Annotated in this window: 19 protein-coding genes and 1 other RNA gene; 4 read left to right on the top strand and 16 right to left on the bottom strand. The window is 41.2% G+C overall.

Annotated elements, in window-relative coordinates; translation table 11 throughout:
• The 9 genes from murD to rsmI all read right to left on the bottom strand — a co-directional run bounded on the left by murD (position 1) and on the right by rsmI (position 9,757).
• Complete coding sequence (gene murD / locus PVK62_RS05320) at positions 1-1,326, bottom strand: UDP-N-acetylmuramoyl-L-alanine--D-glutamate ligase (protein ID WP_274442487.1); 1,326 nt, start codon at positions 1,324-1,326, stop codon at positions 1-3.
• A 1-nt stretch (position 1,327) separates the two neighbouring features.
• Positions 1,328-2,410, bottom strand: coding sequence for a phospho-N-acetylmuramoyl-pentapeptide-transferase (mraY, locus tag PVK62_RS05315; RefSeq protein WP_274442486.1), 1,083 nt, complete (start codon positions 2,408-2,410; stop codon positions 1,328-1,330).
• The gene (locus PVK62_RS05310; RefSeq protein WP_274442485.1) at positions 2,410-3,768 is read right to left on the bottom strand and encodes a UDP-N-acetylmuramoyl-tripeptide--D-alanyl-D-alanine ligase; all 1,359 of its coding nucleotides are present in this window, start codon (positions 3,766-3,768) and stop codon (positions 2,410-2,412) included. The genes mraY and PVK62_RS05310 overlap by 1 nt, the downstream gene beginning before the upstream one ends.
• A gap of 2 nt (positions 3,769-3,770) precedes the next feature.
• Positions 3,771-5,246: a UDP-N-acetylmuramoyl-L-alanyl-D-glutamate--2,6-diaminopimelate ligase gene (gene murE / locus PVK62_RS05305; RefSeq protein ID WP_274442484.1), complete on the bottom strand. Its 1,476-nt coding sequence runs from the start codon at positions 5,244-5,246 to the stop codon at positions 3,771-3,773.
• Between the two features lie 7 nt (positions 5,247-5,253).
• Positions 5,254-6,993, bottom strand: coding sequence for a penicillin-binding transpeptidase domain-containing protein (locus PVK62_RS05300; RefSeq protein ID WP_274442483.1), 1,740 nt, complete (start codon positions 6,991-6,993; stop codon positions 5,254-5,256).
• Complete coding sequence (gene ftsL, locus PVK62_RS05295; RefSeq protein WP_274442482.1) at positions 6,990-7,316, bottom strand: cell division protein FtsL; 327 nt, start codon at positions 7,314-7,316, stop codon at positions 6,990-6,992. Before ftsL ends, PVK62_RS05300 begins: the two co-directional genes overlap by 4 nt.
• Complete coding sequence (gene rsmH / locus PVK62_RS05290) at positions 7,313-8,263, bottom strand: 16S rRNA (cytosine(1402)-N(4))-methyltransferase RsmH (protein WP_122033676.1); 951 nt, start codon at positions 8,261-8,263, stop codon at positions 7,313-7,315. Before rsmH ends, ftsL begins: the two co-directional genes overlap by 4 nt.
• Before the next feature lie 167 nt (positions 8,264-8,430).
• An RNA gene (gene rnpB, locus PVK62_RS05285) (RNase P RNA component class A) lies at positions 8,431-8,838 on the bottom strand.
• Positions 8,839-8,893: 55 nt separating this feature from the next.
• The gene (gene rsmI / locus PVK62_RS05280) at positions 8,894-9,757 is read right to left on the bottom strand and encodes a 16S rRNA (cytidine(1402)-2'-O)-methyltransferase (protein ID WP_274442481.1); all 864 of its coding nucleotides are present in this window, start codon (positions 9,755-9,757) and stop codon (positions 8,894-8,896) included.
• Between the two features lie 135 nt (positions 9,758-9,892).
• Here rsmI and PVK62_RS05275 point away from each other — a divergent pair, with 135 nt between their 5' ends.
• The 4 genes from PVK62_RS05275 to PVK62_RS05260 are packed head-to-tail and all read left to right on the top strand — an operon-like array spanning position 9,893 to position 13,242.
• Positions 9,893-11,704, top strand: coding sequence for a penicillin-binding protein activator (locus PVK62_RS05275; RefSeq protein WP_274442480.1), 1,812 nt, complete (start codon positions 9,893-9,895; stop codon positions 11,702-11,704).
• Positions 11,685-12,056 (top strand): YraN family protein, encoded by a 372-nt coding sequence (locus PVK62_RS05270; protein ID WP_274442479.1) that lies wholly within the window; start codon positions 11,685-11,687, stop codon positions 12,054-12,056. Before PVK62_RS05275 ends, PVK62_RS05270 begins: the two co-directional genes overlap by 20 nt.
• Before the next feature lie 3 nt (positions 12,057-12,059).
• Positions 12,060-12,650 carry a phosphoheptose isomerase gene (locus tag PVK62_RS05265; RefSeq protein ID WP_122033680.1) on the top strand — a complete coding sequence of 197 codons (591 nt, stop codon included), beginning with the start codon at positions 12,060-12,062 and terminating at the stop codon, positions 12,648-12,650.
• Positions 12,651-12,654: 4 nt separating this feature from the next.
• Positions 12,655-13,242 (top strand): BON domain-containing protein, encoded by a 588-nt coding sequence (locus PVK62_RS05260; protein WP_274442478.1) that lies wholly within the window; start codon positions 12,655-12,657, stop codon positions 13,240-13,242.
• Between the two features lie 83 nt (positions 13,243-13,325).
• Here the strand turns inward: PVK62_RS05260 and sspB are convergent, their stop codons facing one another.
• The 7 genes from sspB to rplM form a co-directional block, all read right to left on the bottom strand.
• Positions 13,326-13,784 (bottom strand): ClpXP protease specificity-enhancing factor, encoded by a 459-nt coding sequence (gene sspB, locus PVK62_RS05255; protein WP_274442477.1) that lies wholly within the window; start codon positions 13,782-13,784, stop codon positions 13,326-13,328.
• A complete protein-coding gene (gene sspA, locus PVK62_RS05250; RefSeq protein WP_274442476.1) occupies positions 13,784-14,419 on the bottom strand; it encodes a stringent starvation protein SspA in 636 nt (211 codons plus the stop codon). Before sspA ends, sspB begins: the two co-directional genes overlap by 1 nt.
• A gap of 144 nt (positions 14,420-14,563) precedes the next feature.
• Positions 14,564-15,301, bottom strand: coding sequence for a cytochrome c1 (locus PVK62_RS05245; RefSeq protein WP_274442475.1), 738 nt, complete (start codon positions 15,299-15,301; stop codon positions 14,564-14,566).
• A complete protein-coding gene (locus tag PVK62_RS05240) occupies positions 15,298-16,566 on the bottom strand; it encodes a cytochrome b (RefSeq protein WP_274442474.1) in 1,269 nt (422 codons plus the stop codon). Before PVK62_RS05240 ends, PVK62_RS05245 begins: the two co-directional genes overlap by 4 nt.
• Complete coding sequence (gene petA, locus PVK62_RS05235) at positions 16,566-17,159, bottom strand: ubiquinol-cytochrome c reductase iron-sulfur subunit (RefSeq protein ID WP_122033850.1); 594 nt, start codon at positions 17,157-17,159, stop codon at positions 16,566-16,568. Before petA ends, PVK62_RS05240 begins: the two co-directional genes overlap by 1 nt.
• Positions 17,160-17,555: 396 nt before the next feature.
• Positions 17,556-17,948 carry a 30S ribosomal protein S9 gene (gene rpsI / locus PVK62_RS05230; protein WP_274442473.1) on the bottom strand — a complete coding sequence of 131 codons (393 nt, stop codon included), beginning with the start codon at positions 17,946-17,948 and terminating at the stop codon, positions 17,556-17,558.
• Positions 17,949-17,963: 15 nt separating this feature from the next.
• On the bottom strand, positions 17,964-18,392 hold the full coding sequence (rplM, locus tag PVK62_RS05225; RefSeq protein WP_122033687.1) for a 50S ribosomal protein L13: 429 nt from the start codon (positions 18,390-18,392) through the stop codon (positions 17,964-17,966).
• Positions 18,393-18,603 lie beyond the last annotated feature (211 nt).

Below are 18,603 nucleotides of genomic sequence, written 5' to 3'. Positions count from 1 at the left end.
TTAACTCTCAGTTGAATACTGTTTTGCTAGTTGAGTGAACGCGTCACCTCTAGCCATAAAATTTGCGTACTGATCAAAACTCGCACATGCTGGAGATAACATCACCATGTCACCAGTTTTTAACGTAGGAAATAGTGTTTCAATTGCTTCATCCATTGTGTTACATAAACAAGAACGAGGATCTAACGGAATGAATTGATTTCCATCTTCCCCAAAGCAATACATCATTACATTTAATGCTTTTAATGCTGGTGCTAGCTCTGAAAAATCAGCCCCCTTACCAACACCACCAACCAACAGATGTAATTTGCCATCAATTTTCAAACCAGACAATGCGGCTAATGTACTTGCCACATTCGTTGCTTTAGAGTCATTGACCCAGCGAATATCTTGATTATCAGCGACAACTTGGCATCGATGTGTCAATCCATTGTAAGTTATTAATGTTTCTAGGGTTAAATCAAGATTAATTCCAACCGCATCCAATAAAGCAATCGCAACTAAGCTATTGGCTATATTGTGCTTACCCACTAAACCCAATTCATTGGTTGCAAGAATTTTTGTTGAACCTTTTGCTAAGTAATGGGTTTTATTTACGTCGATACAACCATAATCACCTTGATCAAAGCCAACGCTTTTAACGGTTTTATCTGGTGCATCTGGATAGGTCGCTCTGTCATCACGATTCACAATACACACTTCTGCGTGATCAAAAATACGTAACTTAGCTTGACGATAATCGGCCATTCCTTGATATCTATCCATATGATCTTCAGATAGATTTAAGAATGCTGCCGCTTTTAGTTTTAATGATGAAGTCGTTTCGAGTTGAAAACTGGATAACTCTAGAACATAAAGATCGGCGTCTTGCTCTAAAAGATCCAGAGCAGCAAAACCAATGTTACCACCCACTGCCGTTTTAACACCGGCAGCATTCGCCATTTCACCGGTTAAATCTGTGACGGTACTTTTACCATTTGAGCCCGTAATGGCAATCACTGGTGCCGTAACCGCCCAAGCGAACAACTCAATATCACCAACCACACGCGTGCCTTGCTCTATCGCAGGTTGTAATGGTGGTGAGGCAAGTGCGATACCAGGGTTAGCGACAATAAGATCGGCTTCTAAAAGCCACTCTTGCTGCCAACCACCGGCGTGTAACTCAACCTGTTCAGGCAATTGCTCTTGGCCTGGCGGTGTATCACGAGTATCAATAACCTTTATTGTTAACGCTTCAGGCTGTCGTAGTAGGTGCTTAACAACAGATAGACCTGTCATACCTAAGCCAACAACGACAACATTTTTAACACCACCAAAACCTGTCATATTAACGTACCTTCAATGTCGCTAATGCAATAAGAACCAATAACATAGAGATAATCCAGAAACGTACAATAACACGTGGCTCTGGCCATCCTTTCAGTTCGTAATGGTGATGTATTGGGGCCATACGGAAAATACGCTGACCACGTAGTTTATATGATCCTACTTGAAGAATTACCGATAAGGTTTCAACAACAAAGACACCACCCATAATAACTAATAAGAACTCTTGACGAACAAGAACAGCAATCGTACCTAATGCGCCACCTAGTGCTAACGAACCTACATCGCCCATAAATACTTGTGCTGGGTAAGTGTTAAACCATAGGAAACCAAAACCAGCACCAACGATTGCGGCACAAACAACCACTAATTCACTTGCTTGTGGAATGTGTGGAATGTGTAAGTAATTCGCAAACTGTACATTACCCGTTGCCCATGCAATAAAGGCAAAGCCTGCTGCAACAAATACCGTAGGCATAATCGCTAAGCCATCAAGACCATCGGTTAAGTTAACCGCATTACTTGTTCCGACAATAACAAAGTAGGTTAGTAGGATATAAGTTAAGCCAAGCTGTGGCATGATGTCCTTAAAGAAAGGAACAACAAGCTGAGTTGCCGTGGTATCTTTACCATAAGCATACAATGCAAAAGCAACCACAAGCGCGATTGCAGATTGCCAAAAATATTTCCAACGAGCGATAAGCCCATCGGTATTTTTACGTACCACTTTGCGATAATCATCAACAAAACCGACAGCGCCATAGCCTAATAACACAAACATAACCGCCCATACATAAGGGTTGGTAAGATCTGCCCATAAGAAAACCGTTACCGAAATGGCGGTTAAAATCATGATACCGCCCATTGTTGGCGTACCACGTTTACTGAAATGAGACTCTGGTCCATCATCACGAACCACTTGACCAATTTGCAGGTTCTGTAACCATCGGATGAGTTTCGGTCCCATCCATAATGAAATAGATAATGCCGTGATAATACTTAAAATAGCTCGGAAGCTAAGGTATTCAAATAAACGAAAAAACGGGAAATATTGCTCTAGAAAGTTTGATAACCAGATGATCATTACTGACACTCCTTAAGAGCAGAAACCACTTCGCTCATACGTGAACTATTGGCACCTTTTACTAACACGGTAACCTCATTATGTTTAATTAATTGTAATTGTTGCAGTACATAGCTATTTAATGCATCACGAGACTTAAAGTGACGCCCCTCACATAACTCACTAATTACCTTAGTGTCATCACCAAAAGTAAGTACTTGCTCAAATTGATATGGGGCAGCATATTCCCCAACTTCACGATGAAGTGCAAGGCTTTCTTCACCAAGCTCTGCCATATTCCCCAAAATAAGCCAACGATTGCCGCTAAATCCACCTAATAAATCCACTGCCGCTTTCATCGCTGGAACACTGGCATTGTATGTATCATCAATCACTTTAAGTCCTGACGGTAAGATCTCAACGGCGACTCTGCCTTTAACATTTCCTAGCGCTTGTAAACCTTGCTGAATATCATCTAATGTACATTTTGCTTGAATTGCTAATGCTGCAGCGGCAACGGCATTGGCAACATTATGTTTTCCAATAATTGCTAAAGAAACACTGACACTGCCAATTGGAGTATTTAAGTTGAATGACGGTTCTCCTAGCTCATTCACCTCTATACTACTGGCATAAAAATCTGCTTGGTGATTATCTTGAGAAAAACTAAATACCGTTTTACCATCAAATAAAGCGTTCCAATTAGGTAAGCCATTACTATCTAGATTATAAATAGCCGTACCGTTCTCTTTTAGCCCTTCAAAGATCTCACCTTTTGCTTTGGCTACCCCTTCTATCGATCCAAAACCTTCTAGATGTGCCGCCGCGATATTATTAACCAATGCTATATTCGGTTGAACAAGCTGCGTGGTATAGGCTATTTCATTTTGATGATTAGCTCCTAATTCAATAACAGCAAAATCATTACTTGGTTGAGAGCGCAATAAGGTTAGTGGAACACCAATCTCATTATTAAAATTACCCGCCGTCGCTACGACTTCTCCTGAGAGCTTCAAGATAGAGGCTAACATCTCTTTTACGGTTGTTTTTCCACAACTTCCTGTTAGCGCCAGTGTAAATGTATTGCACTGCTGATGAACGTATTTTCCTAATAAGCCTAATGCTTTTTCAGTATCATCAACGACGACTTGAGGTAATAGAGAGTCAACTTCACGCGAAACTAATAGCGCAACGGCGCCTTGTTCTTGAGCAACAGAAATAAAAGAATGAGCATCGAAACGCTCACCAATAAGTGCAACAAACAGCCCTTTTTCTGCCATATTTCGGCTGTCAGTAGACACACTTAAAATGGTGGTATCAGAGCCAATTAAGTTCCCCTGACACGCTTGAGCAATCTCATTTAATGACATTAACATCATGATTATAATCCTAATAATTGCTGAGCTGTTTCACGATCGGAGTAATGGATAGTCTCATTAGCGAGCACTTGATAATCTTCATGTCCTTTGCCTGCGAGTAAAATAATATCCTTTTCATCCGCTTGAGAAAGTGCGAACTGACAGGCTTCAAAACGGTCATGAATAACATGTGCTAATTCTGGTGTTTTTACCCCTGCTAACATATCATTAGTAATTAAACTTGGATCTTCTGAGCGAGGGTTATCATCACTTAGAATGACCATATCCGCTTGTTGCTCAGCAATACTTGCCATCATTGGTCGTTTGCCCGTATCTCTATCGCCACCGCAACCGAAAATACACCAAAGTTTCCCTTCACAATGAACTCGTAATGCTTGCAATGCTTTATCTAAAGCATCAGGTGTATGCGCATAATCGACAACCACTTTGGCTCTATTATCTGCAGTAAACAACTCCATTCTACCAATGACCGCATTCAACTGAGAGGCTGTTTGAGCTAAGGCTTGAATGTCATAACCAAGAGAAAGAAGTGTTGCGAAAGCAACGAGAATATTGCTTGCGTTAAATGCTCCAATTAAAGGCACTGAAAAAGCAACATCTCCCCAATCAGAAGAAATAGAAAGTTGAATACCTTCGGTTGAATAAACAACCGATGTCGCAAATACCTTCTTACCAGAGTGAAAATAGACGCTTTCTTCATTTAAAGAAACAGCGACGGCATGAGGCATCTCTTTTAGCCATTGGCAACCGACTTGATCATCCGCATTGATGATTGAATGTTTTGGGCAATGAGAAGTAAAAAGTAACTTTTTAGCTTCAGCATAATTTTCCATATCACCATGGTAATCAAGATGGTCACGGCTTAAGTTCGTAAATACGGCAGCATCAAAAGATAGCGCATTAACACGCCCTTGAACCAAACCGTGAGACGACACTTCTAATGCCGTCAGTTTAGCTTCGATATTCTCAAGCTCTGTCAGTGTTTGTTGTATTTCAATTGGACTGCCCGTCGTGTTCACCGCAGGTTTCAAATCTGATAATAATCCGTTACCTGTGGTCCCCATTACGGCGGCAGGTTGTCCTAATAAGGTCGCCCATTGAGCAATGATCTGAGAGATCGTCGTTTTACCATTAGTACCGGTAATCCCCACTAATTGCATTTTTCGTTTATCGGCTTGATAAAAACGCCCTGCAATTGCACTTAGGTGCATAGAAAGAGAATTAAAATAAACAACGATAGTGTGATCAATAATCTTTACCGTACCTGCAATGTTCTCTCCATCAGCGTCGGCGAGAATCGCCACAGCGCCTTGCTCAATAGCCGATGACATAAATAGACGACCATCAACTGCATGGCCTTTGATTGCAACGAATAAACAGCCTGGAGAAACTTGACGGCTGTCCAATGTCATAGATGAAATTGCCACCGATTGATTTAACTCGCACCAAGGCAACAGTAATTCAGATAACTGCATCATCATTTTCCTAATTCAATACATCGATATGTTTTACGGTACTTTCGTCTGGCGCTACATTCAAAATTTGTAGCGCATCTTTCATCACTTGACCAAAGATCGGTGCCGCAACTTGACCAGCATAATACTCATCGCCTTGCGGTTGGTTTACGATAGTGACGAGTGCGATTCTAGGGTTGCTTACTGGTGCGACACCCGCTGTCACCGTTATATATTCATCACTGTAGCCACCACGAACGGCTTTTCGTGAAGTACCTGTTTTGGCAGCAACTCGATAACCAGGTACAGCAGCTCTTGTTGCTGTACCACCTGGTTGAGTTACGGTTTCCATCATCTCTAATACGGCTTTCGCATGTTGACGGTTAACCACTTGCTTACCCGGCGTTGGCCCAGTCGTTTTCAAAATTGAAAGCGGTCTATATTCGCCATAAGCCCCTAACGTTGCATAAGCGTGTGCTAACTGAATTGGCGTAACAGAAAGACCATAGCCAAACGCTAACGTCGCAATTTCAAAATCAGACCAACGACGGCGATCAGGGAAAATACCCGTGGCCTCCCCAATGAGGTTTAAGCCTGATGGATCAGCAAGGCCAACAGCCGCATACTCAGCTAGCAACTCTTGCAAAGGCATTCCTAACGCTAAATGTGCTACACCGATGTTACTTGATTTCTTCAAGATGGTTGTTAGATCAGCTTTACCTACTTTCGAGCTATCACGCACACGACTACCGCCAATACGCATGATGCCATTGCCAGTATCAATGACCGTATCTAAGTTCGCTGTTCCGCCATCTAAAGCGGCTAACACGACAAAAGGTTTTACCGTAGAGCCTGGTTCTAATGTATCGGTAATTACACGGTTACGCATTCTAAAGCTTTGTAACTGTTCACGATTATTCGGGTTGTAAGATGGTGCATTAACCATTGCAAGTACTTCACCCGTTTTAATATCGATCATAATAACTGAGCCAGACATGGCTCTAAAGTCAGATACAGCTTGTTTAATTGCGCGATAAGCTATCGCTTGTAAACGCTGATCAATACTTAGAGTTAATGGTTTACCTTCTTGCTTCTCTTTTAGAGAAATATTTTCAACCACGCGACCATAACGATCTTTACGTACGGTTCTACGACCCGGCTCTCCCGTTAACCAGCCATCATAACTGCGCTCTACCCCTTCCAAACCATGGCTATCAATACCTGTTACACCAATAACATGCGCACTGATCTCACCACTTGGGTAATAACGACGTGATTCTGCTTTTAAGCCAATTCCGGCTAATTTTAATTTACGAATATAGGCAGCAACCGCTGGAGATATTTGACGTTGAAGGTAAATAAAACGACGTTTTTTGTTCTTCTCTATCTTAGTTAATAATTCTTTTCGTTTTAGTCCTAACACATCAGCAAGCGCATACCAGCGATCAACTTCAACTAGACCGCCAGCCTTATAAATGGCAACAGGATCGGCCCAAACGGCATCCACAGGAACACTAACCGCAAGCTGTTCATTATTACGATCAGAGATAATGCCACGAGCAGAAGGAAGAGATTTAACTCGGATTGAACGCATATCACCTTGTTTAATCAAATTATCAGGTTCAATAACTTGAATATAAGCCGCTCGTGCTATCAAAATCGCTAATGCGAGAAAAACGAAGAAAACAATAACGCCAAAGCGCCACTGAATGAGAGTCGGCGGCGCTTTGGTTATGCGTTTATTATTTTTTTTTCTATTTGGTAGTTTCATCGTAGTTTAATTATGACTTCTTTATCTGGTGCTGGGCGTTCCATATTTAACTCTTGAACAGAACGAGACTGAACTCGACTGTGCTCAGCTAATGCGCTCTCTTCTAGAATCAAATTACGCCACTCACCATCTAATATGTCCTTTTCAAGCAACAGATTTTCTCGCTTAACCGCCATTTGACGGGTGCTATGGGTTGCTAGCACCACCCCGATGGCGCTAAAAAAAACACAAAATAACAAAATAGTATGAAGCCGACCTACATTAAAAAGATCTAGGCCAATCATTTTTATTAAATTAGATGGTGGAGAGGTATCTTGACTCATAAGCGCTCAGCAATACGCAAAACAGAACTGCGTGAACGAACATTCACATCAACTTCATTATCAGTCGGTTTAATTGCTTTACCAACCGCTTTCATTTTAGCACTGCCTAACGCACTAATTTGGGCTTCTGTTAGTGGCAGACCGTGAGGAACTTGTGGGCCTCGGCTTTCTTTACGGATAAAGTGCTTAACCATGCGATCTTCTAGCGAATGGAAACTGATCACCGATAAACGGCCTCCTTCAGCAAATACATCTAATGCACCATTCAATGCAGTATCAATCTCATCCAATTCACTATTAATGTAAATACGGAAAGCTTGGAAAGCTCGAGTTGCTGGGTGTTTTTTCTCTTTAAAATTCTTTGGAGCCACATCAGAAATTAACTTAGCTAATTGACCGGTACGCGTTAATGGCTCATTTTCTTCATTTTCACGATAAGCAACAATGCCCTTTGCAATACGCCATGCATGTTTATCTTCACCAAACTCACGGATAACCCAAGTAATGTCTTCAACATCTGCATCTTGCAACCATTGAGAAACGGGCATTCCAGAGGTTGGATCCATTCGCATATCTAAAGGACCGTCTTTCATAAAGCTGAAACCACGATCGGCATCATCTAATTGCGGAGATGACACACCTAAATCTAATAATACACCATCAATTTGTCCAACCAGACCAAGCTCTTCAACGTACCCTTTTAATCCTGAAAAAGGACCATGAATAATAGTAAAGCGTGGGTCAGTAATGGTTTTCGCTTCAGCAATCGCTTGTGGATCACGGTCAATACTGTACAAACGTCCATTTTCACCTAATCGCGATAAAATTTGACGGCTGTGACCACCACGACCAAAAGTACCATCAATGTAGATACCATCAGGTTTAATAGCTAAGCCATCAATAGATTCATTAAGAAGTACAGATACGTGTTGAAATTGTTCAGACATAGTGAGTATTTACTACCGTAATTATGAGAATAAGCGACTGAATTTTAGTATAAATTGTAAACTAAAAATACAGGGATGTGTGTCAAATTAATGATAATTCTAAACCAATGTTGCAGAAAGCACAAAGCCCACCATAACACTACCGAAATAGTACTATGGTGGGCTAAGTTAGGAGCCGACATATAAGCCGGGTTCTGTCCCGCTTGCGCGGTGGTAACCATTCGTCTAGGCCTGCAATCGCTCACAGGCTCAAGCAATCTACCCGCCCCCAAACACGAGCAATGCTATGTGAGGGCCTATTTGATCTTGCTCCGGGTGGAGTTTACCTTGCAACGCACTATTACTAGACGCCCGGTGCGCTCTTACCGCACCCTTTCACCCTTACCTGTGCTTACTTCCTATCCCGAAGAATAAAAGAAGATTAAGCCATCGGCGGTTTTCTCTCTGCTGCACTTGTCGTGGGCTTGCGCCCCCCAGGCGTTACCTGGCACCCTGCTCTATGGAGCCCGGACTTTCCTCCCCTCCATCAGTCTCCCGAAGGACATCAATGAAGCAGCGATTACCGAGTCAGCTCCTGAAGCGAATAATATAAGAGTCAGTAATAAGTTACCACCCCTTTTTTCAATTCTCTTAGTCTAAATGCTCTAAACCCCATTTATATAGGGCATTTTTCTTCACACCATGAATTTCAGCCGCCATTGCCGCTGCTTTTTTGAGCGGAAGTTCTTTTACAAGAATAGAAACCGAACGTGTCGCTTCAAATGGTAGTTCATCTTTTGCTTCACTTCTAAAGCCATGGATCAATAATACCATCTCTCCACGTTTACGATTTGAGTCTTCTTTTATCCACTCAATCAACTCACCAAGTGGCGCTCCATGAATGGTTTCATAAGTTTTAGTTAATTCACGAGCAAGAACAACTTGTCGTTCTGCACCAAGAACCGTTAACATATCGTCTAATGAATCCATAATTCGGTGTGGTGATTCATAAAAAATACACGTACGTTCTGCTTGTGCAATTTCTTCAAATTTATCACGACGCCCTTTACTTTTTGGCGGCAGAAAACCCTCGAAGCTAAAGCGGTCAGAAGGTAAGCCTGCTGCTGACAACGCAGTAATTACCGCACAAGCACCAGGTAATGGCACAACATTGACGTTAGCTTGACGACAACGATTCACTAAATGATACCCTGGGTCACTAATTAACGGCGTTCCAGCATCTGAGACAAGCGCAATAGATTTACCTTGTTGTAATTTACTGATCAACAAGTCTGCTTTATGCTGTTCGTTATGATCATGTAATGCAAATGTTTGACTAGAAATACCAAAATGAGACAATAACTTGCCTGTATGTCGAGTATCTTCAGCAGCAATTAAGTCAACGGATTTTAACACCTCTAAAGCACGTTGCGTTATGTCGCCTAAATTACCGATTGGGGTAGGAACAATGTACAAAGTTGCAGTCTCTACCACAGATAAATTGTGTTCTGTCATTTGTTTACTATCTCTTCTGCGATTAATATAGGGAACATAGATAGACACCACTATAATCAAAATAATATTTTAGCTGTTCGGGTGATTAGCATCCATAGTAAAACAGCCCTTTTAAGTAGGACCAGTATATTACCCATGGCAAATATGACCCTTAGAAAGAACAGTGTAACACGCCTGATAGCTCCTGTAGCCTTAGCACTGACATTAGCAGCATGCTCGAACTCACCCAAAGCGCCTGATCATCTTGATATTACACTATCACCATCAGAAACCAGCAGTGCTTATATTTTAAAAGCAGACCAACAACAAGGCACACTTCAAGCTGATTTCCTGATCATGGCATTAAAAGCTGCTGTGCAAGAACAGAATGGAGATTTAGCAAATAAGCTATTAATACGCTTAGCGAGCATGCAACTCTCTTCTGCTCAAACCGCTGAAATGCAATTAAGCCATGCAAGTATGCTAAAAACACAAAATAAGTATGAAGAGGCACTTCAAGTACTCAACTTTCAAACATGGTGGAAGCTAGAAGACAGCCAATGGGTTCAATACCATAAACTACGTCATGAACTTTACTTATTCAGAGGGGATAATCTTAACTCTGCTCGTGAATTAATTGAATTAGACACCTTCACGCTTAACGATCAAAAAGAACAGCTTTGGGCTCAAGTGTGGACAAATGTGTCTTCATTAAATAGCTCAAATTTGCAAGATGTTAAGTTAGATGAGAATGAAACCAATTTACATGGTTGGGTACAACTAGCGACTTATTTAGATGCGTTAAAACATTCTCCCGCTCGCCTTCAAGAAACACTAAATGAATGGCTACAAGCAAATCCAAGCCATCCAGCAACGATTTATACGCCTCAAGTAATCATTGACATTCTTGCGCTGGAAATTGTACGCCCTGATAATGTCGCACTGCTGCTGCCGCTTACGGGGCGATTTGGTGCTCAAGCAATACTTGTCCGAGATGGCTTTATTAATGCCATGATGGAAGATAAAGAACGTGGCGAATTTACCAAATTTAAAGTCATTGATACAGAAGCGACACCAATGTCTGAAATTATCGCCACATTAAACCAAGAAGATATCCAATTTGTTGTTGGGCCACTTCTACGCAGTAAAATTGAAGAATTTCAATCATTAAATGAATCTGAAATCCCTCAGTTAGCACTAAATATCCCAAGTGTTATTGATGCTGACAAAAACAGCTGTTATTTCACTCTTTCCCCAGAACAAGAAGCTGAACAAGCCGCTATCCACCTCTTTAAATTAGGACATAAGCACCCACTGTTCTTAGCTCCACAAGGAACGATGGGCGAACGTCTTAGCCAAGCATTTAGTGACAAATGGTATCAATTAACAGCCAAGAAACCATCGATCAGTTACTTTGGTAAAAAATCACAATTACAACAGAGAGTGAACAGTGTGTTTGGCCTTGAAAGCAGCCAAGCCCGTATTTATCAAATGAATGCCCTAACAAAAATTGAACTAGAATCTCAACCTCGTAGTCGTCGTGATATTGATTCGGTTTACATGGTTGCAAGAAGCAGTGAATTGGTGCTCTTAAAACCTTTCATTGATGTCGCAATTAATCCAGGAATTACCGTACCAAAATTGTACGCGAGTTCACGTAGTAATAGTGGTCGCCAAACTAAATTGGTCGAAATTCATGGTATTGAATTCAGTGATATTCCACTATTAATCAATGAAGACAATAAGTTTAAAGCACAATATGATGAGCTTTGGCCAAAAAGCAGCAATGGCGAAACTCGACTTCACGCATTAGGGATGGATGCTTACCAATTGATTGCCGAATTACCACAAATGAAAGCCTCAGATGATTATCATATGCAAGGTAAAACCGGTGAGTTGAGTATTAACCAAGAATGCGTTATTCAACGACAAATGAGTTGGTCTATTCATGGAGAAAAAGCAGAATAAGCGAGCAAAAGGGGAATATTATGAGTTGATGGCTCAACGCTATTTAGAACAACATCAACTCATATTCATTGATCGTAATTTCTATTCAAAAACAGGCGAACTCGATCTCATCATGCGAGATCGAGATAGCTTTGTTTTTGTCGAAGTAAAATATCGCGCCACTTCAAATTACGGTTCCGCGCAAGAAATGGTAACATGGCAGAAACAGCGCAAATTACAGCGAACCGCTCTCTTTTGGCTCATGAAAAATGGGCTCTCTGTTGAACATACATCTTTTAGATTTGATGTAGTTGCTATCCACTCCCAAGGTAAGGAAATCAACTGGATCAAAAACGCAATTGTTGAAGGGTAAACAATGCTAGAACATATTAAAGAAAGCTTTACTGAAAGTATTCAAATCCAGATAGCAGCAGCTGAAGCGCTTCCTGACCACATTATGCATGCTTCTCAAGCGATGGTTTCTACCTTATTAAAAGGGAATAAAATTTTATCCTGCGGTAATGGTGGCTCTGCATCTAACGCTCAACAATTTGCATCCTGTCTATTAAATCGTTTTGAAACGGAGCGTCCTAGCTTACCAGCCATGGCTTTAACGGCTGACACTTCAACTCTGACAGCGATTGCCAATGACTATAATTATGATGAAATTTTCTCTAAACAAGTGAGAGCTCTAGGTCAACCTGGGGATATTTTACTTGCCATCTCAACAAGTGGTAATAGCCAAGATATTTTAAAGGCAATGGAAGCAGCAGTGAGTAGAGATATGACCATCATTGCTTTAACGGGAATGGATGGTGGCGTTATGGCTGGCCTATTAGGTGAGTCTGATGTTGAAATTAGAATTCCATCTCATCGTGTTGCCCGCATTCAAGAGGTTCACCTTTTAACCCTGCACTGTATTTGTGATCTTGTTGATCAAGTACTGTTCCCACAACATTCAGAGTAATACGATGAAATTAGTAAAACTAAGTGCTCTTTTACTTTCTGCCATTTTATTGCAAGGCTGTGCTGGTTTGTTCATTGCTGGTGCAGCAACAACCGCCTCTGTTGTGACAGATAACCGTTCAATGAAAGAGCAGTTGTCAGATAAGAATCTATCTTTAGAAGCAACAGGCCTAGTCAATAAAGCGCCTTATCAATATAACATGCGTGTAAATGCTGTTACTTACAACGGTAAAATATTACTAATGGGGCAAGCAAAAGATGCACAACTCAATCAAAAATTTGAACAACAAATTAAAAATATGAGCGGTATAAATACCGTTTATAACCAAATTCAAATTCGTCCTTTATTAACCTTCTCTCAAATTAATAACGATAGCTGGATCACCACAAAAGTGAAGTCTACATTGCTTGCTAAACCAGAGTTAAATGGGATAAAGATCAGTGTGTTCACTGAAGCACAAGAAGTATTCCTTGTTGGTTTTGTCACAAAAGAGCAAGGTAATATAGCCGCAGAAGTCGCACGCAATATTAAAGGCGTTAAAGAAGTGATTAAGGCCTTTGAGTACGGCCAAGGTGGCAATGTAGAAAAATAACCTTATTTCTATGATTTCTATTTAAAAAAAAGCCTGCAATGATATGCAGGCTTTTTTATTATGCTGGATGTAAATAGTATAAACTACTTAACTACTCGTAAACTTGGTCGACCTGTTGGTCGTGGTGGCTCAGGCTTATCATCTGATGATGTTTCATCTTCAGATACAGAAGAAAGTGTCTCTTCAAACACCCCATCGTCCGCAGTCAACTCATAAGCCTCTTCTGGTTCAAACATAGTTCCAGCGCCGTTTTCACGCGCATAGATAGCTTGAATCGCATATAGAGGAAGAATAAGCGAATGTGGTCGACCACCAAAACGGGCATTAAATGTTACCGCTTCATTACCCATTTCTAAATTACCAACAGAATGTGGCGCCACGTTTAAAACGATTTGACCATCTTGAACAAAGTCTTCAGGTACTCGAACACCATTCATAGTTGCATCAACAACAAGATGTGGTGTTAGTTCGTTATCAACGATCCATTCATAAAATGCTCGTAATAAATATGGGCGACGCGGCATCATTGAACTAATATCCATTAGTTTGTTAGACGCAGTTCACGTTCAGCTTCTGTTAACGAAGCTAGGAATGAATCACGTTCAAATACACGAGTCATATAAATTTTAAGTTCTTTAGCACCTGGGCCTGATAATTCAATTCCCATTGATGGCAAACGCCATAGCAGCGGAGCTAAATAACAGTCAACTAGGCTAAACTCATCACTCATGAAGTAAGTGTATTCAGCAAAAATTGGACCTAACATTAGTAAGTCGTTACGCAGTTTTGCACGAGCAGCTTCAGATTCATCAAAAGAACCAGACTCAATAATTTTTGCTAATGAGTACCAGTTAGTTTCGACGCGGTGCATCATTAGACGACTATTACCACGAGCGACAGGGTAAACAGGCATCAATGGAGGATGAGGAAAACGCTCATCTAAATATTCCATAATGATGTTTGAATTGTATAGAGCAAGCTCACGGTCAACTAGCGTTGGTACCGTTTTGTAAGGGTTTAATTCTACAAGTTCTGCAGGCAAGTTAGATGGTTCAACCAATTCAACTTCAACACTTACACCCTTCTCAGCAAGTACAATGCGTACTTGATGACTGTACATGTCAGAAGCGTCTGAAAAAAGCGTCATTACTGAGCGTTTGTTGGCAGCAACAGCCATTGAGCCCTCCGGTATTTATCTAGGAGCAAAAAGCACCATATTGTTGGTGCTTGTCAGCTACCATTCAATCTAAAATAGTAGTGACACAAAAACAATGGAGGCCAAGCCTCCATTGCGTACAATTAACGATCTAGAATATCACGATTAGTGGACATCACGCCAATATTCTTTCTTAAGCAGGTAACAAACAAAGGCAAATATCACTAAAAAGCCCATAACCCACCAACCTAAACGGTGACGCTCAAGTTGTACCGGATCACCTGAATACTCTAAAAAGTTAACTAAATCACGAACTGCCACGTTGTATTCACCCGTACTAAGTTCACCAGTACCATCAGACTCCACACCCACTACTATTTTATGTTCAACACCATCAATGATGGTTGTTTCATAAATAGGAGTAGTTACGCCTTGTAGCTCTTGAAATACATGAGGCATACCAACACTTGGGAACACCATATTATTTACACCAAATGGGCGCGTTGGATCAGCATAGAATGTACGTAAATACGTATACAACCAATCCGTTCCACGAACACGTGCAACAAGAGTTAGATCTGGTGGCGGAGCACCAAACCAGTTCGCAGCTTGTTTTTCAGGAATTGCATTCTCCATCAAATCGCCAATTTTAGCGTTCGGATCAAAAACAAGGTTATCCATCATTAAATCAACAGGGATGCCTAAATCTTCTGCTACTCGACCATAACGTTGGTACTGAGTTGAGTGACAACCTGCACAATAGTTCATAAATAGCTTCGCACCATTTTGCAGCGATGCTTGGTCACGTATATCATTATTTGCTTTATCTAATGGAACGCTAGCCCCAGCAGCCATTGCCATTGATGGCAACAAAACAAAAAGCACTAAAATCAACTTTCTCATTTGAATGTCACCCTTTCTGGTAATGGTTTTGTCACTTCATTTTTACTGTAAACAAACAGAAGAACAAAAAACATAAAGTAAGTTAAGCTGAATATTTGCGCCAGTAACGTATACAACGCCGTTGCTGGTAATGCACCTAAAATACCAAGAGCAATAAAGCTAATAGTGAATTGTGCAATATTCAATAGATGTAACTTACTGCGATAGCGATATGAGCGTACTTTGCAACGATCTAACCATGGTAGAAGAAACAGAACAACAATCGATGCTCCCATTGCTGCAACACCGATTAACTTATCAGGTACCGCACGCAAAATGGCATAGAATGGCGTGAAATACCAAACAGGGGCAATATGCTCTGGTGTTTTCAGTGGATTTGCCGCTTCAAAGTTAGGCCCTTCAAGGAAGTAGCCGCCCATTTCTGGATTAAAGAACAACACATAACAGAAGAAGAATAAGAAACCAGCCACACCGATCATGTCTTTTACCGTCCCATACGGGTGGAAAGGAACAGAATCAATGATGTTATATTTCTTAGTGTAATATTCGTGAAATTTAAACTGGGTTGTATGATCGCCCTTGTCATCTTTTCCTTTTGGTAATTTAGTTTCAATACCATCAGGGTTATTTGACCCAACTTCATGTAAGGCCAGTACATGCAGTACAACCAATAGCAACAATACAATAGGTAAAGCAATAACATGCAGAGCAAAGAAACGGTTTAGCGTCGCACCGGAAATGACATAATCTCCACGGATCCACAGTGTTAAGTCATCACCTATAACCGGTATTGCACCAAACAGTGAAATGATAACTTGAGCCCCCCAGTAAGACATTTGGCCCCATGGTAATAAATACCCCATGAAAGCTTCAGCCATTAACACTAGGAAAATCAACATACCAAACAGCCATAGAAGCTCGCGAGGTTTCTGGTATGACCCATAAATCAAACCACGATACATATGCAGATAAACGACAACAAAGAACGCTGACGCACCAGTGGAGTGCATATAGCGCAACAACCAACCGTAATCGACATCACGCATAATGTACTCAACAGAAGCAAACGCACCCTCGCCTGAAGGAACGTAGTTCATCGTTAGCCAAATACCCGTAATTAGTTGATTAACTAAAACCAACATTGCTAGTGAGCCAAAAAAATACCAAAAGTTAAAGTTTTTCGGCATTGGATATTCTGATAAATGCTTTTTATAAGCATTCATTACAGGTAGACGTTTTTCTACCCAATCAAGTAATGGTTGCATTAGGCTTCCCCTCCTTCATCAACCCCAACAAGGATACGAGTATCACTAAGGTACATATGTTTAGGAACAACAAGGTTTAGTGGTGCAGGTACGCCTTGGAATACTCGACCAGCCATATCAAATTTAGAACCATGACACGGACAAAAGAAACCAGAATTAACCCCTTCAACTTGCTCACTAAAACTGTCAGGTAAATAGGTAGGTGAACAACCAAGGTGGGTACAAATCCCAACGGCTAAAAATATCTCAGGCTTAATTGAACGGTATGCATTTTGAGCATAGTTCGGTTGTTGCTCTTCCCCTGAAGAAGGATCTCGTAGTTGACCATCAATTTCAGTTAACGATTGCAGAAGTGCCTCTGAACGACGTACAACCCATACAGGCTTACCTCGCCACTCAACACGAACCATCTGTCCATCTTCAAGCTTACTGATATCGACTTCAACTGGAGCACCCGCGGCTTTCGCTCTTGCACTCGGGTTCCAAGATTTAATAAAAGGTACGGCCACCGCTGCTGCCCCTAGTCCGCCAACAACTGCCGTTGTTGCGGTTAAGAAACGACGTCGACCATTACTCACTGGCGCATTGCTCATCCAACTTTCTCCCATGTGCTCTTTGATATAGTTTTTATTATGTCCATACATTTTCGAGCTACGGCTAACTTTAAGGTGTGATACAACAGAGTATTGATACCTCAAACTCTAAATAAAGCTAAAGAATTTGTTCATATTTTTAACGCTGTCGTTTTAACCCATAAATGATAAAGAAATCCTTACTTTTTGACAAGATAAAGCTACTTTTTTGCAACATTTGTGAGCTAGATATGCTTTTTAAAGCGAGTGAAGAGAAAGGATAAGAAAAGACAAGGAAATTCAAGCGATGAAGAGTATGCGATATCACAAAAACAAAAAAAGCCCAGCATAAATGCTGAGCTTTTTCCACAATAACCAAAATGACTTTGAAACCAAAGCCACTTGGTAAGCGTAATATTAACGCTTAGAGAATTGTGGTTTCTTACGAGCTTTACGTAGACCAACTTTCTTACGCTCAACGCAACGAGCGTCACGCGTAACATAGCCAGCAGCACGTAGTGCAGGACGTAATGTTTCATCGAATTGCATAAGAGCGCGTGTGATACCGTGACGGATCGCACCAGCTTGACCAGAAATACCACCACCAGAAACAGTGATGTATAGGTCTAGTTTATCAGTCATTTCAACTAGCTCTAGAGGTTGGTTAACAACCATACGTGCTGTTGGACGACCAAAGTAAACGTCAAGGCTACGCTTGTTGATTACGATGTTGCCAGTACCCGGTTTGATAAAAACACGAGCTGCTGAACTTTTACGGCGACCAGTGCCGTAGTATTGATTCTCTGCCATTGCAATGATCCTCGGTTAAATGTCTAGTACTTGTGGTTGTTGAGCAGTGTGGTTATGCTCAGCGCCAGCGTAAACTTTAAGTTTACGGTACATAGCACGACCAAGAGGACCACGTGGAAGCATACCTTTAACAGCTAATTCAATAACCATTTCAGGTTTACGAACGATCAGTTTCTCGAAAGAAATAGATTTTAGTCCGCCTGGGAACTCTGAGTGGCGGTAGTAGATCTTGCCAGCTGCTTTGTTACCAGTTACGCGTACTTTCTCTGCGTTGATAACGATGATGTAATCACCAGTATCTACGTGAGGAGTGTATTCTGCTTTATGCTTGCCACGTAGGCGAGATGCGATTTCAGTTGCGATACGACCAAGAGTTTTACCTTCAGCGTCTACAACATACCAGTCACGCTTTACAGCGGCTGGTTTAGCAACGAAAGTTTTCATGCTAATGATACCCGTTTTAAAATAAATTCACTGATTAGGAGCTTTAGCTCCCACTGTATATTTTCGAGCCCAGTCATCACCCCTTCGAGTGGTTGGCACTCTTGGCTATTAAGCCAGTACAGTAACGGTGGGTCGGAGGATTATAGTGAAGCGTGAAGAAAAAATCACCTTTTTTTTGAAGATATTTCACATATTAGGGAAAAAAGATAAA

Source organism: Aliivibrio sp. S3MY1 (genome assembly GCF_028765575.1).
GTDB lineage: Bacteria > Pseudomonadota > Gammaproteobacteria > Enterobacterales > Vibrionaceae > Aliivibrio.
Note: the sequence above shows the minus strand (reverse complement) of the source record. Positions and strands in the feature narration are given on the sequence as shown.

What these genes read in the sequence shown, in the direction of transcription:
- murD (WP_274442487.1), bottom strand. Translation starts at nt 1,326, where the DNA reads ATGACAGGTTTTGGTGGTGTTAAAAATGTTGTCGTTGTTGGCTTAGGT.
- mraY (WP_274442486.1), bottom strand. Translation starts at nt 2,410, where the DNA reads ATGATCATCTGGTTATCAAACTTTCTAGAGCAATATTTCCCGTTTTTT.
- PVK62_RS05310 (WP_274442485.1), bottom strand. Translation starts at nt 3,768, where the DNA reads ATGATGTTAATGTCATTAAATGAGATTGCTCAAGCGTGTCAGGGGAAC.
- murE (WP_274442484.1), bottom strand. Translation starts at nt 5,246, where the DNA reads ATGATGCAGTTATCTGAATTACTGTTGCCTTGGTGCGAGTTAAATCAA.
- PVK62_RS05300 (WP_274442483.1), bottom strand. Translation starts at nt 6,993, where the DNA reads ATGAAACTACCAAATAGAAAAAAAAATAATAAACGCATAACCAAAGCG.
- ftsL (WP_274442482.1), bottom strand. Translation starts at nt 7,316, where the DNA reads ATGAGTCAAGATACCTCTCCACCATCTAATTTAATAAAAATGATTGGC.
- rsmH (WP_122033676.1), bottom strand. Translation starts at nt 8,263, where the DNA reads ATGTCTGAACAATTTCAACACGTATCTGTACTTCTTAATGAATCTATT.
- rsmI (WP_274442481.1), bottom strand. Translation starts at nt 9,757, where the DNA reads ATGACAGAACACAATTTATCTGTGGTAGAGACTGCAACTTTGTACATT.
- PVK62_RS05275 (WP_274442480.1), top strand. Translation starts at nt 9,893, where the DNA reads ATGGCAAATATGACCCTTAGAAAGAACAGTGTAACACGCCTGATAGCT.
- PVK62_RS05270 (WP_274442479.1), top strand. Translation starts at nt 11,685, where the DNA reads ATGGAGAAAAAGCAGAATAAGCGAGCAAAAGGGGAATATTATGAGTTG.
- PVK62_RS05265 (WP_122033680.1), top strand. Translation starts at nt 12,060, where the DNA reads ATGCTAGAACATATTAAAGAAAGCTTTACTGAAAGTATTCAAATCCAG.
- PVK62_RS05260 (WP_274442478.1), top strand. Translation starts at nt 12,655, where the DNA reads ATGAAATTAGTAAAACTAAGTGCTCTTTTACTTTCTGCCATTTTATTG.
- sspB (WP_274442477.1), bottom strand. Translation starts at nt 13,784, where the DNA reads ATGGATATTAGTTCAATGATGCCGCGTCGCCCATATTTATTACGAGCA.
- sspA (WP_274442476.1), bottom strand. Translation starts at nt 14,419, where the DNA reads ATGGCTGTTGCTGCCAACAAACGCTCAGTAATGACGCTTTTTTCAGAC.
- PVK62_RS05245 (WP_274442475.1), bottom strand. Translation starts at nt 15,301, where the DNA reads ATGAGAAAGTTGATTTTAGTGCTTTTTGTTTTGTTGCCATCAATGGCA.
- PVK62_RS05240 (WP_274442474.1), bottom strand. Translation starts at nt 16,566, where the DNA reads ATGCAACCATTACTTGATTGGGTAGAAAAACGTCTACCTGTAATGAAT.
- petA (WP_122033850.1), bottom strand. Translation starts at nt 17,159, where the DNA reads ATGAGCAATGCGCCAGTGAGTAATGGTCGACGTCGTTTCTTAACCGCA.
- rpsI (WP_274442473.1), bottom strand. Translation starts at nt 17,948, where the DNA reads ATGGCAGAGAATCAATACTACGGCACTGGTCGCCGTAAAAGTTCAGCA.
- rplM (WP_122033687.1), bottom strand. Translation starts at nt 18,392, where the DNA reads ATGAAAACTTTCGTTGCTAAACCAGCCGCTGTAAAGCGTGACTGGTAT.